Origin of the sequence: Microcoleus sp. Pol14D4 (assembly GCF_036701245.1) — a bacterium.
Taxonomy (GTDB): domain Bacteria; phylum Cyanobacteriota; class Cyanobacteriia; order Cyanobacteriales; family Microcoleaceae; genus Microcoleus.
Genome location: NZ_JAUBQM010000015.1, coordinates 52,467 through 72,722 on the forward strand (window position 1 = coordinate 52,467; position 20,256 = coordinate 72,722).

Consider the following 20,256-nt stretch of genomic DNA (forward strand, 5'->3'; position numbering starts at 1 on the left):
TTCTGGTGCAACTACCAATTACCAATGACTAATTACCTCTGCCGAATGGGAATCTCGATCGCAAATTCAGTTCCTTCTCCCGGCGCGGAAATGCACTGCAGCGTCCCTCCGTGTCTTTCTACCACAATCTGATAGGAGATAGACAGTCCCAATCCCGTACCTTTACCTACTGGTTTAGTAGTAAAAAACGGGTCAAATACTCGACATTTAACAGACTCTACCATGCCACACCCGTTATCGGAAATTACGATCGCCACCCGATTGTTCTCCAACACCTCAGTGCGAATCCGAATCCACGGCAATGTGTCGCAAGTTAAAGGTAAACTAGCAAAATCTTGGCCTTCCTCTTCCGAATAACTCCCCAGTTCCAACTTCCTATTCCTGACATCGGCTAAAGCATCAATAGCATTATTTAAAATATTCATAAACACTTGATTTAACTGTCCCACGTAGCACTGTATCGGCGGTAATTTTCCATATTCTTTAACTATTTGAATAGGACGATTCCTGCCATTTTCTTTGAGTTTGTGTTGCAAAATTAACAGAGCGCTGTCTATTCCCTCGTGAATATTAACACGCTTGAGATCGGATTCTTCCAGGCGGGAAAAATTACGCAAAGACAGAACTATTTGACGAATTCGCTCGGCTCCGGTTTGAATAGAAGTCAGCAGGTGCGGGAAATCCTCTTTCATGAATTCCAGTTCTATTTCTTCTGCCAAATCTTGGATAACAGCAACAGGTTCCGGGTAGTGTGCGTGGTACAAACTGCACAGTTCCAGCAAGTTTTTGGCATACTCACTAGCGTAAGTGATATTACCATAAATAAAACTGACAGGATTATTGATTTCGTGAGCAATTCCCGCCACTAACTGTCCCAAACCCGACATTTTTTCCGCTTGAATTAGTTGAGCTTGAGTCCTGCCTAATTGTTTCAATGTTTGCTCTAGCTGGCGATTTTTATGTTTTAATTGAGCTTCGGCTTGTTTGCGCTTGGTAATATTGCGGGCTAGAATAATAATCTGATCGGAATTAAACGGCAACAGTCGGGCTTCATAAGTTGTTTCTCCTTCCGCCATGGAAAGCGAATATTCTATATCGATTGAATTTCGTGTTTCGGAAATTTCAAAGATTGCTTGGGAAAATTGGCTGGCGACATTGTGTGGCAATATGTCTGTCATTCGTTGGCCAAGAAACTGTTCGGGAGGTACGTATAAATTCGAGGAAGTTCCTGACAAATAATCCACAATTATACCGTCAGCATCTAGTCGAAAATACAAATCAGGCAAAGCGCGAAAAACTGCTTCTAACTCTAAAGTTTTTTGGCGCAATGCTTCCTCTGCGTAGTACCGATCGCTAATATCAAAAATCACCCCGTCCAAACAGCAAACGTTCCCATCTGCGTCAAACACAGGAGAACCCTTATCCCACACCCATTTAACCGTGCCGTCTGCTGCTAGCAACCGATATTCCAAGTTATAAGACTCTTTGTTTTCTATGCCTTGCCGAATAGTTGCTTCTACTTTTGCCAAATCTTCCGGGTAAATAATGCTAGCAAAAGTCCGGCATCCCCTGTCCAAAAGCCAAATAAAATCGGCCGCCGGGTAGCCCGTTAATAAGTAAACGGCATCGCTAATAAAATTAGTCGAGAAATCGCACTTCCAGCGATAAACCACTCCGGGAATATTAGCTACCAAAGACCTAAATCTTGATTCACTTCTACGCAAAGCTGCTTCCGATTCATGTCGTTCTGTAATATCGTGAGCGAAAGCTAGCACTGCAAATACATTACCTTCAGCGTCGCGCAGGGGAAGTTTTTGGGTATCAAAAATATGTACTGAACCGTCAGCAATAGTTGCCGGATCGCAGGGATTGTGGATAATTTCGCCGGCCAGTACAGCAGAGTCGTCTGTGCGGAAGCCTCGGATATTTTTGGCGGAATTCCCAAACACTAACTCTTCGGAAAATCCTAATTCTAAATCAGATTTGCCAATTATCTCTTCGACTGTTTTGCCGATCGCTTGAGCGAAACTCCTGTTTGCCAAAATATAGCGAAATTTTTTGTCTTTGGCAAAAATCCAGTCGCTGGTTTTGTCTATTACTGTACGCAGGAGTTGTTCTGAACGTTCGGTTTTTTCCAAAGACGCCTGCAGTTCTAGTTCTAGGCACTTGCGAGCAGTAATATTTTCAAAAGCAACACCGACGCAGTTGTTGGGTAATGGAAAAGCTTTAATAGAAAAAGCGCGAGTTATTCGACCCCCTTCATCGCAGTCAATATATTCAAGTTCTACGGCTTTCTGGGTGCGAATTACCGCAGCAAATGCTTGGGGAATGTTTTTCGATCGCAGGTGGGGAAAAATCTCGTCGATTGTCATTCCCAAAACATCAGCCATTTCTAATCCGGTAAATAGAGTAGCCGCGGGATTTGAGGCGATCGCCCTGAGAGTGCTGTCATCGTCTATGTTTTCTAAATGGTAGACGTACAAACCAATTTGCATATTCTCGACAATTTGGTCGTAGAGGCGCACGCTTTCGTCTACCTGCCTGCGTTCGGTGATATCTTCAGTAATACCTAAAACGTACTGAGGGCGACCTGTGGCGTCGAGAATTGGCACTTTGCGGGTGTGCAGTATTCTCATACCTTTGTGGCGAGTTTGGATCGGCTCTTCGGCTATATCTTTAACAGTAGATTGGTTGCGATCGCCGGTCAATATTTCCCTATCTTGAGCAGTAAAAACATCAGCTTGTTCTTTGGGGTAAATATCGTAGTCATTTTTGCCGATCGCCTCTTGAGATGTAACACCTGCGATCGTTTCTCCCGCTTTATTCCACAGCACAAATTTCAGCGAAGAAGCATCTTTAGCAAAAACTCCCACAGGCAGATTTTCTACTACGGAATTGAGAAAGCCTCTAGCTGATTTTAATTCAGCTTCTGCACGCTTGCGTTCGATGCCTAAAGCGATGACATCTGCCACCGACGCTAAAGTTTCCTGAAAGGGTGCTGTCAGCGGCTGGCGGCTGATAATTACCATGACTCCCACCAGCCGTTCTTCGACTATCAAAGGGTAGCCTGCGAAGGTGAGAATTTGCTGGGGGATTGGGCAATTTGTCGGCTTTTGGCTGGTGTTGATAATTGCTACTTCGGAACTGTGTGGCGGTGTTGCTTTTGCGGATTCTTCCTCTGGGATTCCAAAATTGTTCAGTTCAAATCCGCAGTCAAATTCCGGTTTTTGCTGTTTGGCGATCGAGTTAACCTTACTTTCAATAAACCTAGCCCGATCGTCTGTGCGGCTGTATATTCCCGAAGCTGCTTGCAATTGCCAAAGATTATGTTGAGAGTTGAAAGTCCAAATTTCAGCAGAAGCGACATCAAGATTCCGCACCATTGCCTCGCAGCAGGGAAGCAGGATATCTTGAGGGTGTTTGGTGAGGGCAATACCGACATCGGCTACCATTGCTGTGAGGCGAGAAGCTTGGGCTTTTTCTGCTTCCAACCGTTTGCGATCGGTGATATCTTCCACCAAAGAAAGCACGGTAAAAGTGTCGCCGCTGCGAATAATTGAGTTGAACCAGCGACACCAAATTACCTGTCCGCTTTTAGTATAGTTGCGGTTAATTGAAGTATTGCCGTTGCCGGTGGCTAGTTCAAGCTCGATCGCGCTTACAGCCTCTCTATCTTCTTCGCAAACCAAAGCCAAATCGCCGAACTGCTTGCCCATCATCTCATCGGATGTCCAGCCAAAGATTTCCTCGGCGCGTTTCGACCACTGAACGATGCGAAAATCTTCATCCCAGCCCACCATTGCCAGCGGACTGTTAGCTGCATTCAACCACAGTAAATGGTTCGATCGGCGTAACTCTTGAGTTTTCTGCTGCTGCCAGCGGTAGTGCCTGGTGATATCTCTACCAACGCCGAAAACCCGCATCTGGTTGCTAGAGGCATCCACCGCTGGCGTGTAAGCCGTTTCGTAAATTTTAATCCCGCCGTCTGCCGCCGTCACCTCATGAATTGCCAGCCGTTTTTTCCCGGTTATAAATACTTGTTGCAGGCAAGAATCAATCTGCAAGATTATATTTTTTACCGCAGGATTATTAGGATATAATTTCAATAATTCCTGATTAGTTTTGTTGACTATTTCAGCAGGCTCTAATCCCATCCAAGCCGCAGCAATAGGATTGATCGATAAATAATTTTGCTGTCGATCGCACTCTAGGAAAGCATCAACAGAGTTAGAGAAAAAAGACTGAAACGAGTTGATAACTTCCTGCATGGGTATTTTTTCATGAGAAAAGCTTAGTATTATGAAAACCTCGTGTCTTTAAACTCATATGTTGCACCATTTTCAATAAGCTTTTATGAGCCGACAGGATGCCCGCCCCACAAGAAATTAACTCTTTGTGAAACAGGGTGGAAAGCCTGTTCTTGAGAATTGTGCAAGATGTGAGTAGAGTGATCGAGGTAGCACGCATCAGGCAGTTTTCACCACCTTCAATATTGATTATTCCTACAGGGGGCTACTTGGTCGCTTGGTACTTTTACGATCTATTCTCAACGGAACAATTACCGTTTCCAATATTTCACCCGCATCGCATAGCAGCTTGGGCTTATACCCATATTTTTGATAATCTAATCAGTTAAGACGATAGCTAGTCAACTCTCTCTTTTGATTAGGGCATAAAGCCCAATCTCTTCAGAGCGGGGTGGTGACTTGCTTAAGCTCTAAAATTTGCCTAAAGTTAGTTTAACCCACTCAAATCTTTTTGGGCACTGTACTGCTGCGTTACTGCTGCCTTTGCCGGTGCAATTTTTGGCGCTGTTCCCTATAATACAAAAATTTTAAAGAAATAGTATATTTGGAAATATAGCTTAATTACAGCAGATGCTCTTTTTTTAAACCAGACCCAGCGGATACAAAAGTGAGATCGAGAGACGGGGAGATGGGGAGGTGGGTTAATCCACAACATACGAGAAAAATGCTTAAGAAATGCCCGACAGCTTACCGATTCCCAATTCCCAATTCCCGATTCCCAATTCCCAATTCGGTAATCTGAAAGCGGTTTGGCAGTACGCCCAGCAAAGAATGCAAGCCGTGCAAAGCCATGTAACATAAAGATTGCGATATTTTTCTATGTAATATGGAACTATTAGATACCTTGATTGTGGGTGCGGGTATTAGCGGTTTGAGTTTGGCGCACGCACTTCACAAGGAAGCAACGAGTGCACTGCCGCTGAAGATTTTAGTCGCTGAGAGTCAGGGACGTGTGGGCGGGAACATCACCACTGTGACAGCCGAAGGGTTTCTCTGGGAGGAGGGCCCGAACAGTTTTTCGCCGACGCCAGAATTGATGAAGTTGGCTGTGGATGTGGGATTGAAGCAGGAGTTGATTTTTGCCGATCGCAAATTGCCTCGTTTTGTTTATTGGCAAAAAAAGCTGCAACCGGTGCCGATGACTCCACCGGCGATGATTCAGTCTCAGTTACTGAGTTTTCCGGGAAAACTGCGGGCGTTGTTCGGGGCTTTGGGGTTTGTCGCGCCGGCAATGGGCGATCGACTTTCGCAGCAGGGTGACGAGGAAACTGTTTCTCAATTTTTCCGCCGTCATCTGGGGACGGAAGTGATGCAGCGGTTGGTGGAACCTTTTGTTTCTGGGGTTTATGCCGGCGATCCGCAACAACTTAGCGCGGCGGCGGCTTTTGGCCGGGTAGCAAAGATGGCTGATGTGGGTGGCGGGCTGGTGGCGGGGGCGCTGCTTTCTGCTAGGAAAAGACCCCCCCAACCCCCCCTTACCAAGGGGGGGCTAAAGACTGTTGCAGACCCGAATGTTCCTAAGACTAGACCGGGGGAGTTGGGTTCGTTTAAACAGGGGTTGAAGGCTTTGCCAGAGGCGATCGCTGCTCAATTGGGCGATCGAGTGAAACTCAACTGGCATCTGACTCGCCTCGATCGTACAGAACGCGAAACTTACATTGCTGTATTCTCGACGCCCGACGGACAGCAGGAAGTTGAAGCGCGCACCGTGGTTTTGACAACGCCCGCTTACGTTACAGCCGATTTGTTGCAGTCTCTGCAACCGAAAGTTAGCAGTGCTTTACAAGCTTTTACTTATCCTACGGTTGCCTGCGTTGTCCTAGCATATCCGCAGTCTGATGTCAAGGGAAAATTAGTAGGTTTTGGAAATTTAATTCCGAGGGGGCAGGGAATTCGCACTCTGGGGACGATTTGGACATCGAGTTTATTTGCCGATCGCGCGCCTGCAGGGTGGCAAACTCTCAGCAGTTACATCGGCGGGGCTACTGATTCGGAAATTGGCAATCTCGACTCAGAACAAATCGTTCGGGAGGTGCACCGAGATTTGTCTCGGATTTTGCTGAAACCAGATGTGCCACAGCCCAAAGTTTTAGCGGTGAATGTGTGGAAGCGGGCGATTCCTCAGTACAATTTGGGTCATTTCGATCGCGTGCAACAAATTGATGAGGGCTTACAATCTTTGCCTGGGGTATTTTTGTGCAGCAACTACATCGGCGGAGTGGCTTTGGGAGATTGCGTGCGAAGGGGTTTTGAGCGTGCACGAGAAGTGGGCGAGTATTTGCAGAACAAACAATCAGATACTCGATCGATCTGAATGATTGTCTGGGGAGGGCGGGTTTACCAATATCGAGTATGTTAATCCGAGATATTGGTGAACCCGCGCCTACAGCCTTCTGCCTTCATATCCGATGCCCAATGCCGAATGTTACTAGGTTGTGGGTTCAAACTTGTAACCCACCCCCCTAACGGTTTGAATCATCGAAATTTGAGTGGCATCTGGTTCAATTTTGCGGCGAATTTGACCTATATGGACATCCACCACGCGATCGGCTCCTACATACTCGTAGTCCCACACTTCATGCAGCAATTCCGATCGCCTCCACACGCGACCGGGTTTGCTGGCCAAACAGTACAGCAGATCGAATTCTAAAGCAGTCAAAGCAACTATCTGACTGCCGATAATTACCTCGCGGCGAACCGGATCTATTAGTAGCTCTCCAAAAGTAAGAGTTTGTTGTTCGGCGGGAGTAACAATGCGTTTGCGCTTCAAAATTGCTGCAACGCGAGCTCCAATTTCTACAAGACTAAAAGGTTTAGTAATGTAGTCGTCAGCACCTTCGGCAAACCCTTTCATTTTGTCAGCTTCATCGGTTCGGGCAGTCAGCATCAACACAAACACGCCCGTGCGTCTTTGCATTTCTTGACACAGTTTGTAGCCAGTTGTATCAGGTAAATTTACATCTAGAACTACTAAGTCAGGATTGAGTTGCTCAAATAATTCCATACCAGTCTGACCGTCCTCGCCAGACTCAACTTGATAACCTTGCTGGCTCAAAAAACGGTGAATTAAATTTCGGATTGCCGGGTCGTCATCAACCACAAGGATTTTTACAGGGGCCATGACCACAAGTTTGCTTGAAGAATTAGGCAAGAATATTCAGCCATAATAATAGAAAACTGGATACAAATCTCGAAAAAATTGAGCTTTTAATAGTTATAGCCATATTTATAACCTACGCAAAATTTCAGGCAATAAATCTCCAGGAACTTTGGATAAGGCTAAATTTTGGCCTGGCAGCCCACATTCACTATAGAAAGCTCTAATCGTTTTGACAATATAGCTCAATGCTGTTTGCCTGGAATCAGCAGCTTGGGAGTTTGCCGGGGCTTGCAGGTTGAGTTTATCCCCATATGTTAACCCTTTGTCATTGAGATGTTGTCCCCATTCGGCGCACACTTGCAACTGGTGGTGCAGTGCTGCTTCTAGATGGCTTGTCTGTGCAGCTTTATTAGCGGCAAAATCTGGTTCTATGGCTAGTTGATAGTGGGCTAGTCCGAGATTGTTGCGGGCGGCCAAGGCGTCAAAGGTAAGTTGGGTTCGATCGAGCTCTCCGGCGATATCCAGGGCGGCTTCGTAGGCGGTAATCGCCTGCTGCAATGATTCCGTCCGCGCTCGTTTCTGCTGAAACTGGTTCGCCAAATGCCAATAAGCGGTACCGAGATTATTGTAGGTGGCTGCTGCTGCTGCGGGTACTAATTCTCTGGTGCGGTATTTCAATGCTTCGCGGTAGGCGGAAATCGCCCTGACTAGCAGGGATTCTGAGGGTTCGTGCTGGGCGAGGTTCCAGCAGGCGGTACCGAGGTTGTTTTGTACTCCGGCATAGTTGAGGGGTTCTCGTTCGGGACTGTAGCAGGAGAGGGCTTGGGTGTAAGCTGCGATCGCGCTTTTGAGATATGCGATCGGCTCACCATCTTGGGCTAAATTCCAGTATGCTGTCGCCAAATTATTCTGAGCTGCTGCGTACTGCTGGGGCTCCACGGCGGGGTCTAGATCCAGCAGCGCTTGTTGGTAAGCTGCAACTGCGTGCTGCAAGTTCTCTGTCTTATCTCGATAGCGCGCTAAATCGGCAGAGGCGATTCCCAAATTTTTGTTTAATCTAACGCGGGTTTGGGGTGCGGTCTCGGCATCTGTTCGGTTCAAACCTTCAAGGTAGAGGGTGATGCTGCGTTCAAGGCAAGATACCGGATCAGAGGCGTTATGCTGCGTGCGATCGCGCGATAGCATCCAGTAGAGAGTGCCGAGATCGTTAAGCAGATCGGAAATTGGCGGTAGGCTGTTGGACTCCTGGGCGTACTGAGTTAAATTTTGTGTCAATTGGGTTATCAGCCGCGCGCATTCATCAGTTAGTGGTAGATTTTGCTGCGAGTTGCTGTCAGCGTCGAGATATGCAATCACTTGTTCGATCGCGCGAATGGCTATTGTCAAGTTTTGCTCTGAAACGTCTCCGCCCAGGATGCGATCGCGGTAGTAATTCCCCAAACTGTGATAAGCCAAAGCCAAGGCTTCGCAAGAACACTGATGTTCTTGCAGCAGTTCGATGTATTGCAGAGTTTGCAGCGGCAGAAAATTCTCCTCCGATGCGGCATCATTTTCTGCTTCCAAATCCTCAGAGGCTGCTGCTAGCACCAAATCTGCCAGTTCGACGGATTTAGAATCAGGCGCTGGGGACGGGGGATGGGAAATTGGGGATGGTTCGTCATCTGTCAGTTGGACGGATTTAGAATCAGGCGCTGGAGACGGGGGATATGAACTTGGGTATTGTTCATTGGGAATTGGGGATTGTCCAGACAAAGAAGATATTAAAAGTTTGTTGCCAAAGTCTCCGCTGTCCCGCAGGTTTCGCAAGTCTCCGGAGTGCCCGAAGTCATCAAAGTGCCCGAAGTCTCCCTTAGCTGGAGTTGGTTCGCCTTCAAACTCAAATACTCCGGTTCGCCAGTGCCAAAATTCCGGCGCCGATTGCTCGATCGAACTTAGCCAGGGCCGCGACACCCACAGCAACAGAGTAGACTCGCACATTTGCAGGTTTGCTTCGATGTCTCTCAAATAGCTCAGGAACGACCACTGTACGGCTGCTGACTGCCTGGTCAGGTGTTCTGCCCCAAGAATTTGAAATCCCGGCAAAGGGCTGTAGCTGCCCCTGTTTTGCGGCGGTGGGTGGTGGGTCAGCCATGCGGCGATGGAACCCCAAGGATTTGGATCGCTCAAGTCAAGTTCCAAACTGACAAATCGGGGGTAGTCGATCGGGGAGCGAGGATCGGAGCCTGGGCTCTCTGCGGCTAATTCTGCCTGCAAGCGGGCTGCCAGACAGTCCCGCAAGCACAAGTCGTCACAGGCTGCAATAAAAATTTGACGGCGTAAATTGAGGTCGATCGCCTGTTTCAAGCGTTGATAGATCAGCTTGTTTGAGCTAGAAACTTTTTGGGAAGGAAGAGACATCAGGGTCAGCCGATTTTCGATTTTAGATTTTAGGTTTTAGATTTTGGATTGTAGATTTTAGATTGTAGAGTTGAGAGTTGAAATCTCGATCGGTCATAACTCACAACTAAGCCCCGAAGGCAGTCAATCGCACCGGTGATGACTAAAGGATTGTAGATTTTCAATTGGCAATTTTATGTGGGTGGCGAACCAGTGTGATTAAGTGCAACCCAAGTCCCTGAAGCTGACAGCCGACAGCAAAGAACCAAATTTCTGCTGGTCTTATATCGTTTCCGGTTGGATGGGAATAATCGAGTCAAGGTCAATAATTCCACATTGCCCCACTGCCCACTCCCTACTCCCTACTCCCCATCCCGAACGGTGTTACCCGAATTGATATTATTTAGCTTTCCAGCTCGCTTGGCACGCTTCAGGATTGTCGCAACTACCTGCTTTGTATTGAAACACAAAAACCATGTTTCCATTGGTTGGCAAACATGGTTTGTTGAATGATTATTTAAAATTGCGATTTGAAGCAGCTTTGAGTCTCAGCCCAGCTTTTAGACGGAAGCAGCCACAAACACCAAACCCGCGACCAACATGGCTGCTGCAATTCCCATGATGATATAGTTCCGTTGCTGATTTTTGTTGGGAGGTACGGCTTCATACACCTTCGGCTCTTTAGCAAAGTTGTTCAGGCGTCCATCGTCATCTTTGATGTAAGGCATCAGTCACAATCCTTAATATTTTTGATGTTTACAACTGTACCAAAAAAGCGCCCAGGAAAATTCGGCCATTTATTTGGAGGTGACAGTGCCTGTTTGGGGAGAAGAGGCGATCGCGTAATCTTTGATCGGCATTCTGCCTGCTAAGTACGCCATCCGCCCCGCTTCTGCTGCCATTCCCATTGCTTTTGCCATTGCCGGGGAATTTTGGGCATTGGCGATCGCGGAATTAATCAACAGTGCATCGGCTCCCATTTCCATTGCTCGGGCTGCTTCGCTGGGCGTTCCGATCCCCGCATCGACTACCACCGGAACATTTACCGTGTCAATAATTATTTGAATGTTGGCCGCATTGTTGATCCCTTGCCCTGAACCGATGGGCGAACCTAAAGGCATGACAGTCGCACAACCGACTTCTTCGAGGCGTTTCGCCAGCAAGGGATCGGCATTGATGTAGGGCAAAACGGCAAAACCTTCTTTGACTAATTGTTCTGCAGCTTCCAAAGTGCCGATCGGATCTGGCAGCAAATATTTAGCATCGGGAATCACTTCTAACTTGACAAAATTATTGTCTTCTTGCCCTAAAAGTTTCGCCATTTCCCGCCCTAAACGAGCTACTCTAATCGCCTCATCCGCAGTTTGACAACCGGCAGTATTTGGCAGCATCCAAATTTTAGTCCAATCGAGAGCCTCTGCCAATCCTTCATGGCCGGGAGCATTTGTTTGCACTCGCCGCACGGCGACAGTCACAATTTCGCACCTGCTAGCGTTGACACTTTGCTGCATTTCTGCGATGCTGCGATATTTTCCCGTCCCCGTCATCAAGCGAGAATGAAAAGTTTTGCCAGCAATAACCAGAGGTTTGTCTAAAGATGGCATTTCTGTATCTACTGGATAGCCAAAAATGCTGTACTCAAGTGCCTCTTCCCAGTTTTTTCTGCCTCCCAGCATTGCTTCAAGCTGCCAACCTTCTTTGATAGTTAGATCGTCGCGGGTAACAGCATATAAAATTTGCCCTACAGTAATTAATTTAGCATCTCGCGGCATATTATTTTTCAACCCGCACTCTACGATTTCTTTAAATTCGCTGAAATGGTCTTCCATTTTGCCAGTCTTCCCTTGTAATGAGTTGAATTTGTTTGCTGTTGGCAACAAAAAATATTTGTTTAATCTGATTTTGGGTATCCCAAAACAGACCTTGTTTGATGCCAGCGTTGATTTTCCAGACATCGTAATTTTCTCGGTTGATGTGAAAAACAACTACTGATGCACCTTGATTTTTGGCCCTGCTGATTCCTTCTTGAACTCGATACCTGATGTTCCTCGTAGATTCTGTTAACTCCTTAAATTCGCAAATCTCACCGTCTATCTCAGCATCTGGCGTTCTCACACCCTCTGCTGCTTGCTCGCTCAACATTCTAACTCTCTTCCCTATTTTAGCCAAAACTTCAGCAAGAAAGATTTCCGAATTATTAAGATTATGTTGTTGGTGGATGAGCACAAATCCGCCAGCTATCTCATCAAAATAATATCGCCGATATTCTGGTTCTGCATTTTCGTAGATGGCTCTGCTTGTTTCTATATATTCTGAATTCACCGTTATTATACTGTCAATAGACTCCGAGCGGGTAGAGTTAAAAGTATGAAATCAACTGTTGAGCAACTGGCTAAAATTGGAATATTTACCAGCTTAAACCAAACTGAATTAGAGCGATTGCAAGAACATACAGCTATTCGGACTTACCGACAGGGAGAAGTTGTGATGTATGAGGGCGATCGCATCCCCGAAAAATTATACACTCTTTTGAGCGGTTCTCTGCGGGTTGTAAAAACAGCGGCGGCGGGCAAAGAAACAATTCTCCGCACTTTATTTCAGGGAGATATTTTTGCCGCACCTGCTTTGCTAGGCAACGGCATTGCCCCCGCAACGGTGACGGCAGAAACTGATGTGGAAGTTCTTACCACAGAACGGGAAGTTTTGCTAGCAGCAATTCGGGAAAATCCTGAGATTGCTTTGCGAATATTGGCGGTTTTCAACCAGCGGTTGCAGCAACTGCACGAGACTGTGCACGGTTTGGTGTCGGAAAGGGCGATCGTGCGGCTGGCCCGATTTATTCATTACTTTGCCGTCGAGCAAGGTACGAAGATTGCGGATAATAGTGTATGTTTAGAAAAACGTTTTCCCTACTATCAAATTGCTCGCAGTATTGGAATTACCTACGAAGAATGCGTGCGGTTGTTTAAGAAACTCAAGCCGTTTGTATCCTACAGTCGAGGCGGTAAAATTATTGTATTGGATTGGGAAAAATTGGAGGATATCGCCTCGGGAGATGAAATAGACTAAATATTACAATCCCAATTCGTGTAGTGCGGGTTTCAAAAAGACTATTTGACTGCTATTCACTATATAAAACCGCCCCCACAATCTGTGAATCGGGGCGGGTTTATAAGATTATTGATTTTAGGGAATTATGGTTGATTAAACCCGCCCCCCAAGCAATAGTGCGGAAATTAATTGGCCTCAGAAAGTGTCAAAATAAACGCCAAATTTTGTTCGGCTTTCAAAGCGTGAAGAGCTTGACCGGGCATGAAGATAAATACCCCCGGTTCCAAAAAAATATCCTTCCCTTCCAAAGTCAAAATCCCCTTTCCTTCTATGATATTAACTGTGGCATTCCTTGCCGAAGAGTGTTCCGAAATTTCCGTTCCTGCTGCCAGACAAAATAAACTGTACTGACAATTATTGTCTTTTAGTAAAATTTTGTTCAGCACTCCGGCGGCGGGATATTCAATTGCGTCTCGGAGTTGGATTGCTGAAGATTGTAGCGGTAAAAGAGTAGTAGTCATAGTTTTTGACAATTAATTAATTTGGTCACAAGTCTCGAATTTATCAGTGGCTTCACTTTCTTCAATCGAAAATCGAAAATCGATTGAGTCGGTTAAGATTGTTTTTTGGCAGAGATAAGGATGTAGCCTAGATCCTGTTGGTAATGCTGGAAAACTCGACGCATTGCTAAGATACGATCGCGAATTTGCGATCGACTTAATATATTCCACAAAATCCGCACCGTACCCACAAACCCTTCATCTTGCAGAATTCGCGACAAGTTGAGGAGCCCCATCGCCCCGGTTTGACACTTTTCTACTTGCAAACCCACCTTTTTGTAAACAGCAATCCAGCCAGACTCAGACAAAGGCGTTGAATTGACGCGAATCACTTCTGATAAAGCTTTGTGAATTTCTGATTCTCGGTTTTTAACTAAAAGTTCGTGAGAGAGAAACTTGCCGCCTGGTTTTAAACGATCGCAAATTCCCGATACAATTTTAGCTTTCCCTGACGGCGACTGCATTGTCAGGATAGCTTCAGCCAAAACCCAATCAAACTGTTGGGAAATCCGATCCAAGTGAAAAATATCTCCTTCCACAATTTCCACTCGATCGCTCAAACCGGCTGCTGCAACATTAGCACGAGCGCGGGCCACACTCTGGGGATTTTTCTCAACTCCCACTACTTTTACACCAAAACGTTCAGCAAGGGCGATCGAACTATATCCAAAACTAGCAGCCAACTCCAAAACAGTCTCCCCTGGCTGAAAATCCGCCCATTCAAATAACTGTTCCGTAGCAAATTTCCCCCCCGGCCTCAACATTTTCTTACCCGCCGCCGCCAGAACTTCATGTCCGGGTGCAGTCTTAAAATTGAGAGCAGTATTGGTCATTAAATTGACCTCCTATTTAACCTTACTCTCAGTTTGCCAAATTATCCCCAATCTTTCTATGATCTAGCTCATATTCAAATTATCGTAGGCTGACGAACCCTACAATATCTGGAATTATACCCTGTCCGCCCCTCAAAAATCTATTAAGAAACAATTTTATCATTCCGATCTTGAAAACATTGCCGCAACACAGAAACAGGCAGCTCATTCAATTGACCCGATCGCACAAATTCAGCATAAGTATCAGCCTCTATTGCCTGCAAATCCCCTTCGAGTTTGTCGATAGTCATTTGCCGCAGTTCAGGAGATCGATCGTACATTTGATTGATTTCTGCTTGCAGCAAGTTTAATTTTTCTTGAAGCTGACTCACGAGATGATTGGAAAACTCAGGCTCGATTTTACGATCGCCCGATACTTCAGATAGATGCTTGAGAACCCGGTTGAGAGCAACACGTTGGGCGATCGCCTCCAGATACTCCTGGCGGAACTCCTGGTTGTTCAACAACCCCAGTTTTTCCAGCAGCGCCTTCGTGGTTAAACCTTGTACTAGCAGCGTAAATAAAACTACACCAAACACGATCGCAATAATTTTTTGCCGATCTGGGAAAATATCCGGCACGCTCAAAGCTAAAGCAATCGAGACAGAACCCCGCAATCCTCCCCACCAAATCACAGTTCTATCGGCTAATGAAATTTCTGATTTTGCCAACCTATTGCTCAACCATCCTAAACCAAAAATAGCGATCGCTCGCGTCACAAACATCGCCGCCACAGTTATGCCAATTACTCCTAAATTCGCTTGCAAACCAGCAAAACTAATCCGATCGCCAATCAGCAGGAACATGATGGAATTTACAAAAAACGCCACAAAATCCCAAAATTGTGTTACCGCCAGCCTGGTACTGGGCTGCATACCGATACGAGAGCCGAAATTGCCAAATATCAAGCCCATCACCACCACACCAATTACCCCAGAACCGCCTAAATCCTCCACAATTATATAAGTGCCGTAGGCGGAAACTAAGGTTAACGATTGTTCCACCAAAGGTAAATCAAACCGTTGGGTGAGATAGGATATCCCAAAACCGATCGCACTCCCGACAGTAATCCCAATTCCCACAAAAGCTAAGAAACGCCCCACCAGAAATGGGATGCCAACTTCATCCGTCCCTAAAGAGAATCCCACCAAAAAACTAAAGGCAACAACAGCAATGCCATCATTAAATAAACTCTCTCCCTCCACCAGCAAAGCTAGGCGTTTTTCAACTCCCAGTTCCCGAAACAATGCAATAACTGAAACTGGATCGGTAGCAGATATACTAGCTCCTACCAACAGGGCGATCGCTAAAGAAACTCCCGCTATTTGGTTGAGAGCAAAAGCCACGCCAGCAACGGAAATAACAACACCCAAAACCGCATAAAGAGCGATCGGCACTAAATCCCGCTTGAGTTTAGACCATTCCAGATTCCAAGCAGCTTCAAACAAAAGAGGCGGCAAAAAAATCAACAGAATCAGTTCGGGCGAGAGTGACACCAATCGCACGTCTATAAAAGCCAAGCCCAACCCGACAATTACTAAAAGCAGCGTGTAGGGAATTTGGCGCAACCAGCCCCATAGTTGCGGCAGTATCGCCACACTTAAGGAAACTAATAGCACTAAAAGAAATTTCTTTAGATTGCCTTCGATAGTCGCTTCGTTAATTAGAGTTTCTGGGGTCATACAATTAGGAATAAAATAGTTAAGAATTCGGTTTTGAGCCAGACTTATTCAGCGTCGATCGCCGCACTTCTTCAACTTGACTGACTTGAAAAATTAGGGTAAATGGTTGACCCATTTCTTTTTCGACAAATGCTTCTAAAAGCTGAACCTGTTTGGGTGTCAAAGCTTCGCTGCTGCGAACAATCAGACGCACTTCTGGCGGTTTCGTCAACCAGTTAGTATCAGTTGCAATCAGTTCCACCCGTTGAAAAGTAATAGTGCGGTTAAGCAACGCCCGCTTCAGACTGGCTTCGAGTTGCGCTTGCTCGATCAATTCCGCAAAACTCACGCCCAGAGGAATCACAAGTATAGCCGTCAATGCTAGCGCCCACAAGAGGGCTTTACCGGCGCGATGCAGGGGGGTGTAGCCGGCCATTAAAGAGGTTAGCATACAGGAAAGAGTAATTCCCAGCAAATTAGTAAGATACAGGAGGCTTGCTCCCAAACTGAGCGACCAATTAGCTTGAGACAAGCCTAAACCTATAACACAAATTGGCGGCATGAGAGCCACGGCGATCGCAGTTCCCGCCAGAGTAGCAGAAACTTTGGGCTGAACTTTTGCATAGCCGCTGATTCCCCCAGCGGCGATCGCAATTCCTAAGTCTAGTAATGTAGGTTTAGAACGAGCTAGAACTTCGCTCCCAAAGTCGGGAAGTTGTACCAAAGCGCCCAAAAAACAAGCTAGAAAAATTGCTAGCAGCGTCCCGACTGCTAATGCAATTAAACCTTTGCGGAAGAGGACAACGTTACCTTCTACCGCTCCAAATGCTAACCCTCGGATTGGCAACATCAGAGGCGCAATGATCATAGCACCGATAATGACGGCTGCACTGTTGGCCAGCAGTCCAAAGGTGGCGATTATACAGGAGCCGAGAATTAAGACAAGATAGTTAATATCTAGGGTTGATTCTGCCAACAAGTCAACTCGTATTTGCTTTAAATGCTCTCGAGGAATCCTGCTCCTGGTGAAATATTTAAGACGGTCTAGAATATTGTTGAGCAAAATAATCTCCTTAAGTCGGGGGCTTGTATCTCTATGCAGGTAAGGTCAGTCGATTTGAGATTTGAGATTTGAGATTTGAGATTTACTCCACAGATGAATCTACGAGCTTGAAAATAAGTCTAAAATTTGGGGCGAATCACGACAAGAGTCGGGGGCTTGTATCCCTGTGCAGGTGCAGTCAAAAGAATCAAAATCCCAGCCCGCAAGTTTTTGAGGATGTCCCGGAACTCTAAAGCAATTGCCGCGCCACTAATACCCAGCAGTTGAATCACATCCCCGGCCTTGAATGACGGCAGGGCGATGAATAACGCGATCGGCAATAATTGATTTATAATCAAGATATCTACTCCACCCTAAGAATACCGAATCATGCTCGCAGAAGCAAACGCGACACTTTGGCCTAGTCTAATTACTGTTTCAGCATTAATTCTCTACTTCGTTGTTACCATCAACGTCGGCAGAGCTAGATTCAAACACAAAGTTTCTCCCCCGCAGATGACAGGAAACCCAGACTTTGAGCGAGTGGTGCGAGTTCAGCAAAATACCTTAGAGCAAATGATTCTATTTTTGCCCTCGTTGTGGCTGTTCTCGCAATTTATCAGCCCAATTTGGGGCGCCGGTATCGGCGCAGTTTGGATAATTGGACGCATTTTGTTTGCTTGGGGTTACTATCAAGCTGCCGAAAAAAGAGCGGCAGGATTTGGCATTAGTACCTTAGCTACTTTAACTTTGCTTGGTGGGTCTTTAACAGGGATAATTATGTCGCTGCTGAAGGTTTGAGCCTAGCTTGCGATCTACATAATTGTTTTTCTACTCGTTTCCAGGCTCTGCCTGGGAACCAATTAAATGTAATAAATGTTAGGAGTAAATATGTCAGAAACCAACAAACCAGTATTTGAAATTAACCCGAAACTTTTTCAGCAGCTTGTAGATTGGCAAGAAAAACTTGAACGAGAAGATGAATTAGCAAGCGAGTCAGAAGACGAGAAACCAATTGAGGTAAAAAATCCTCCCGACAGTGATGAACAGCATTCTCAAACACATAATTTATAGCTGGTGGCTAGCAGCATCTTTGGGATTTCCGGCTGCTGTCTCGGCTCAAGCGCTGACACCTAGCCAAATTCAGCAAGTTAATAGCGGTTTGTTTCGTTCTAACTCTCAAGATTTCTTTGAGCAAGGAAATCGCCAACTGGAAAGGGAAATCGCAACTTTGTTGCAAAAAAATGTCGCTTCCGAAGACCAGATTCTGGAGATTGATGAAAAATTGCGCTCTCAGCTTTGTAGGCAAAACTTTAAAATATTGTCGTCCCATTCTGATACAATAAGTGCTGCTCAGATTGCTGATTTTCAGAGCCAATTAAAAGACATTTGCAGACACAATTAAAATGAAAGTGAGGTCAATATTCAAAGTTTAGTGTTAATGGATAAAGAGGCAATGGCAAATTTAAAAACAGCCATGCTGGAAGCGGAAACAGTGGCTCAATTGGCTGCAATCATTATTGATTATACTCATGAGGAAATAATGATAGTTTTTCACGAGCTAGAATCGGAACAACAGGAGAGAGTTAAGACTGTTTGGAAGACTGTTACTTAAAGTAGATTGGTCAAAATCAGAGGTTTTAATTTTTAACCGCAGATGTAAGCCGATAGACGCAGATTAACGCAGATTTAAGTTTTTTACTGTTCGCTGTGTAGAAAATTCTTAATTTTTACACAGCGAACAATGACATATCTAAACTAGGGATTCGAGGCATAATTGGCGGAAATGATCGCCTCGTTGCTCGAAGTTTTGGTATTGATCGAAGCTAGCACAGGCTGGGGAAAGCAGCACTACTTTTGCGTTGTTCTGTTTGCCTAATTCTGCTGCTCGCGGGATTGCTCGTTCCATTGTTTCGACTATTTCCCAAGCGTTGTAATTTGCTTGTTCGAGCCGATCGGCAAAAATACCTGCCGCATCCCCAATTAGCAACACTCCAGCAGCTTTCGCCTTGATTGTATCAATCCAAGCGCGATCGTCCCCTTCTTTGGCATCGCCTCCCGCAATTAAAATCGCCGGTGCGCTCACAGAAGCCAACCCGACTTGGGCGGCGTCGTAATTAGTAGCTTTGCTGTCGTTGATGAAATCTATGCCTTCCCAAGTGCAGATGTGTTCGAGGCGGTGCGAAACTCCGGGGAATTTAGCGATCGCCCGGGCGATCGCACTTTTATCTATCCCCGCCAAATTAGCCGCAGCCACCGCCATTAACAAATTCTGCAAATTGTGTTCTCCCACCATCCGCAAAGAATCAGCAGGCAGAATTTTCTCGCTTTGAGCTATTACCCAACCGTTTTCGATGTACGCTCCAAAAGTGCGATCGCCCAACAGTTCTTTTTCACCTTTGACACTCGTCCAACACGCATCCGGCCAAACGTCAACTCCTTGCTGCCGCAAACAAGGATCGTCGCCGTTAATTACTTGCAATTCAGACTTTTTCAGCAAATGCGCTTTAATGTTGTAGTAATTTTCTAAAGTTTTGTGGCGGCTGAGGTGATCCGGCGTCAAAGTCGTCAAAACTCCGATTCGCGGCGCTACAAATGGCGATGATTCTATCTGATAGCTGCTGATTTCTGCGATTACCCAATCCGGTGGTTTTTCGGCTAAAGCTAATTCGCACGCAGCATAACCAATATTGCCGCAAGCGGGAGCGTAAAGCCCGGCCTCTGCAAAAATAGCCGCAATTAAAGCAGTAGTAGTAGTTTTGCCATTAGTGCCGGTAATTCCCACCCAAGGAGATTTGAGGTAACGCCACGCGAGAGCCATTTCTCCGATTGTTTCAATCTCTAACTCTCTGGCGCGCACTAATGCTGGACTGTCCCAGGGAACGCCCGGACTTACTACTATTAATTCTAGAGATTCGACTGGTTCAAAAGATTTACCTAACTCCACATGAATTCCTTCGTTAGCGAATTCCTGTTGCTGTTCCAGCAAATTTGGGGAAGATGAGCGATCGCTCAGCGTTACTTCCCATCCTTCGCGTTTTAGCAGTCTGGCGGCGGCAATTCCTGATTTTCCTAGTCCAATGATATGAGCGATCGGCATAAGCTGTGTGTGTGGTGGAGCGAATTTCCCTGGTTTTATAAGTTTATATCTTAACCTGGGATCTGTTGTTGGCTATTGGCCATTTTGCTTAAATTATGACTGTTTTGACAAAGTTATCGTAAGGTGCGCAATGCGCACCCTACCATTATGATAGGCTTCTTGGATAAATCTTTGATAGATAGGGAAA

The 20,256-nt window shown here is 45.9% G+C and carries 19 protein-coding genes; 7 read left to right on the forward strand and 12 right to left on the reverse strand.

Going from position 1 to position 20,256, the window contains the following annotated elements; translation table 11 throughout:
• Positions 1-32: 32 nt before the first annotated feature.
• The gene (locus QUA33_RS08620) at positions 33-4,268 is read right to left on the reverse strand and encodes a PAS domain-containing protein (protein ID WP_333148079.1); all 4,236 of its coding nucleotides are present in this window, start codon (positions 4,266-4,268) and stop codon (positions 33-35) included.
• A gap of 714 nt (positions 4,269-4,982) precedes the next feature.
• Between QUA33_RS08620 and QUA33_RS08625 the strand changes: the two genes are divergently transcribed.
• Both QUA33_RS08625 and hemG read left to right on the forward strand, forming a co-directional pair.
• On the forward strand, positions 4,983-5,108 hold the full coding sequence (locus tag QUA33_RS08625; RefSeq protein WP_333148081.1) for a hypothetical protein: 126 nt from the start codon (positions 4,983-4,985) through the stop codon (positions 5,106-5,108).
• A gap of 25 nt (positions 5,109-5,133) precedes the next feature.
• On the forward strand, positions 5,134-6,621 hold the full coding sequence (gene hemG, locus QUA33_RS08630) for a protoporphyrinogen oxidase (protein ID WP_333148083.1): 1,488 nt from the start codon (positions 5,134-5,136) through the stop codon (positions 6,619-6,621).
• Positions 6,622-6,735: 114 nt separating this feature from the next.
• Here hemG and QUA33_RS08635 read toward each other — a convergent pair whose 3' ends face one another.
• From QUA33_RS08635 to QUA33_RS08655, 5 genes are all read right to left on the reverse strand, one after another.
• A complete protein-coding gene (locus QUA33_RS08635) occupies positions 6,736-7,428 on the reverse strand; it encodes a response regulator transcription factor (RefSeq protein WP_333148085.1) in 693 nt (230 codons plus the stop codon).
• 105 nt (positions 7,429-7,533) lie between these two features.
• Positions 7,534-9,804: a tetratricopeptide repeat protein gene (locus QUA33_RS08640; RefSeq protein WP_333148087.1), complete on the reverse strand. Its 2,271-nt coding sequence runs from the start codon at positions 9,802-9,804 to the stop codon at positions 7,534-7,536.
• Positions 9,805-10,343: 539 nt separating this feature from the next.
• Complete coding sequence (gene psb34, locus QUA33_RS08645; protein WP_015177107.1) at positions 10,344-10,511, reverse strand: photosystem II assembly protein Psb34; 168 nt, start codon at positions 10,509-10,511, stop codon at positions 10,344-10,346.
• Positions 10,512-10,580: 69 nt separating this feature from the next.
• Positions 10,581-11,387: a thiazole synthase gene (locus tag QUA33_RS08650; protein WP_333146476.1), complete on the reverse strand. Its 807-nt coding sequence runs from the start codon at positions 11,385-11,387 to the stop codon at positions 10,581-10,583.
• A 199-nt stretch (positions 11,388-11,586) separates the two neighbouring features.
• The gene (locus tag QUA33_RS08655; protein WP_333148089.1) at positions 11,587-12,105 is read right to left on the reverse strand and encodes a CdiA C-terminal domain-containing protein; all 519 of its coding nucleotides are present in this window, start codon (positions 12,103-12,105) and stop codon (positions 11,587-11,589) included.
• A 45-nt stretch (positions 12,106-12,150) separates the two neighbouring features.
• On the opposite strand from QUA33_RS08655, the gene QUA33_RS08660 reads away from it, so the two are divergent.
• Positions 12,151-12,852 (forward strand): Crp/Fnr family transcriptional regulator, encoded by a 702-nt coding sequence (locus QUA33_RS08660; RefSeq protein WP_333148090.1) that lies wholly within the window; start codon positions 12,151-12,153, stop codon positions 12,850-12,852.
• A 167-nt stretch (positions 12,853-13,019) separates the two neighbouring features.
• On the opposite strand, the gene QUA33_RS08665 is transcribed toward QUA33_RS08660, so the two are convergent.
• The 5 genes from QUA33_RS08665 to QUA33_RS08685 form a co-directional block, all read right to left on the reverse strand.
• The gene (locus QUA33_RS08665; protein ID WP_333148092.1) at positions 13,020-13,355 is read right to left on the reverse strand and encodes a cupin domain-containing protein; all 336 of its coding nucleotides are present in this window, start codon (positions 13,353-13,355) and stop codon (positions 13,020-13,022) included.
• A gap of 92 nt (positions 13,356-13,447) precedes the next feature.
• Positions 13,448-14,227 carry a class I SAM-dependent methyltransferase gene (locus QUA33_RS08670; RefSeq protein ID WP_333148094.1) on the reverse strand — a complete coding sequence of 260 codons (780 nt, stop codon included), beginning with the start codon at positions 14,225-14,227 and terminating at the stop codon, positions 13,448-13,450.
• Between the two features lie 143 nt (positions 14,228-14,370).
• On the reverse strand, positions 14,371-15,948 hold the full coding sequence (locus tag QUA33_RS08675; protein ID WP_333148096.1) for a Na+/H+ antiporter: 1,578 nt from the start codon (positions 15,946-15,948) through the stop codon (positions 14,371-14,373).
• Positions 15,949-15,967: 19 nt separating this feature from the next.
• Positions 15,968-16,903, reverse strand: a complete 936-nt coding sequence (locus tag QUA33_RS08680; protein WP_333148098.1) for a DUF389 domain-containing protein — start codon at positions 16,901-16,903, stop codon at positions 15,968-15,970.
• A 206-nt stretch (positions 16,904-17,109) separates the two neighbouring features.
• Entirely contained in the window at positions 17,110-17,328 is a 219-nt protein-coding gene (locus QUA33_RS08685) for a hypothetical protein (RefSeq protein ID WP_333148100.1), read from the reverse strand.
• 31 nt (positions 17,329-17,359) lie between these two features.
• Here QUA33_RS08685 and QUA33_RS08690 point away from each other — a divergent pair, with 31 nt between their 5' ends.
• The 4 genes from QUA33_RS08690 to QUA33_RS08705 all read left to right on the forward strand — a co-directional run bounded on the left by QUA33_RS08690 (position 17,360) and on the right by QUA33_RS08705 (position 18,584).
• Complete coding sequence (locus tag QUA33_RS08690; protein ID WP_333148102.1) at positions 17,360-17,770, forward strand: MAPEG family protein; 411 nt, start codon at positions 17,360-17,362, stop codon at positions 17,768-17,770.
• A gap of 90 nt (positions 17,771-17,860) precedes the next feature.
• Positions 17,861-18,043 carry a hypothetical protein gene (locus QUA33_RS08695; RefSeq protein ID WP_333148104.1) on the forward strand — a complete coding sequence of 61 codons (183 nt, stop codon included), beginning with the start codon at positions 17,861-17,863 and terminating at the stop codon, positions 18,041-18,043.
• Positions 18,012-18,374, forward strand: coding sequence for a hypothetical protein (locus tag QUA33_RS08700; protein WP_333148106.1), 363 nt, complete (start codon positions 18,012-18,014; stop codon positions 18,372-18,374). The genes QUA33_RS08695 and QUA33_RS08700 overlap by 32 nt, the downstream gene beginning before the upstream one ends.
• A 51-nt stretch (positions 18,375-18,425) precedes the next feature.
• The gene (locus QUA33_RS08705) at positions 18,426-18,584 is read left to right on the forward strand and encodes a hypothetical protein (RefSeq protein WP_333099910.1); all 159 of its coding nucleotides are present in this window, start codon (positions 18,426-18,428) and stop codon (positions 18,582-18,584) included.
• A gap of 138 nt (positions 18,585-18,722) precedes the next feature.
• On the opposite strand, the gene murD is transcribed toward QUA33_RS08705, so the two are convergent.
• Positions 18,723-20,069, reverse strand: coding sequence for a UDP-N-acetylmuramoyl-L-alanine--D-glutamate ligase (gene murD, locus QUA33_RS08710; RefSeq protein ID WP_333148107.1), 1,347 nt, complete (start codon positions 20,067-20,069; stop codon positions 18,723-18,725).
• Between the last annotated feature and the right edge of the window lie 187 nt (positions 20,070-20,256).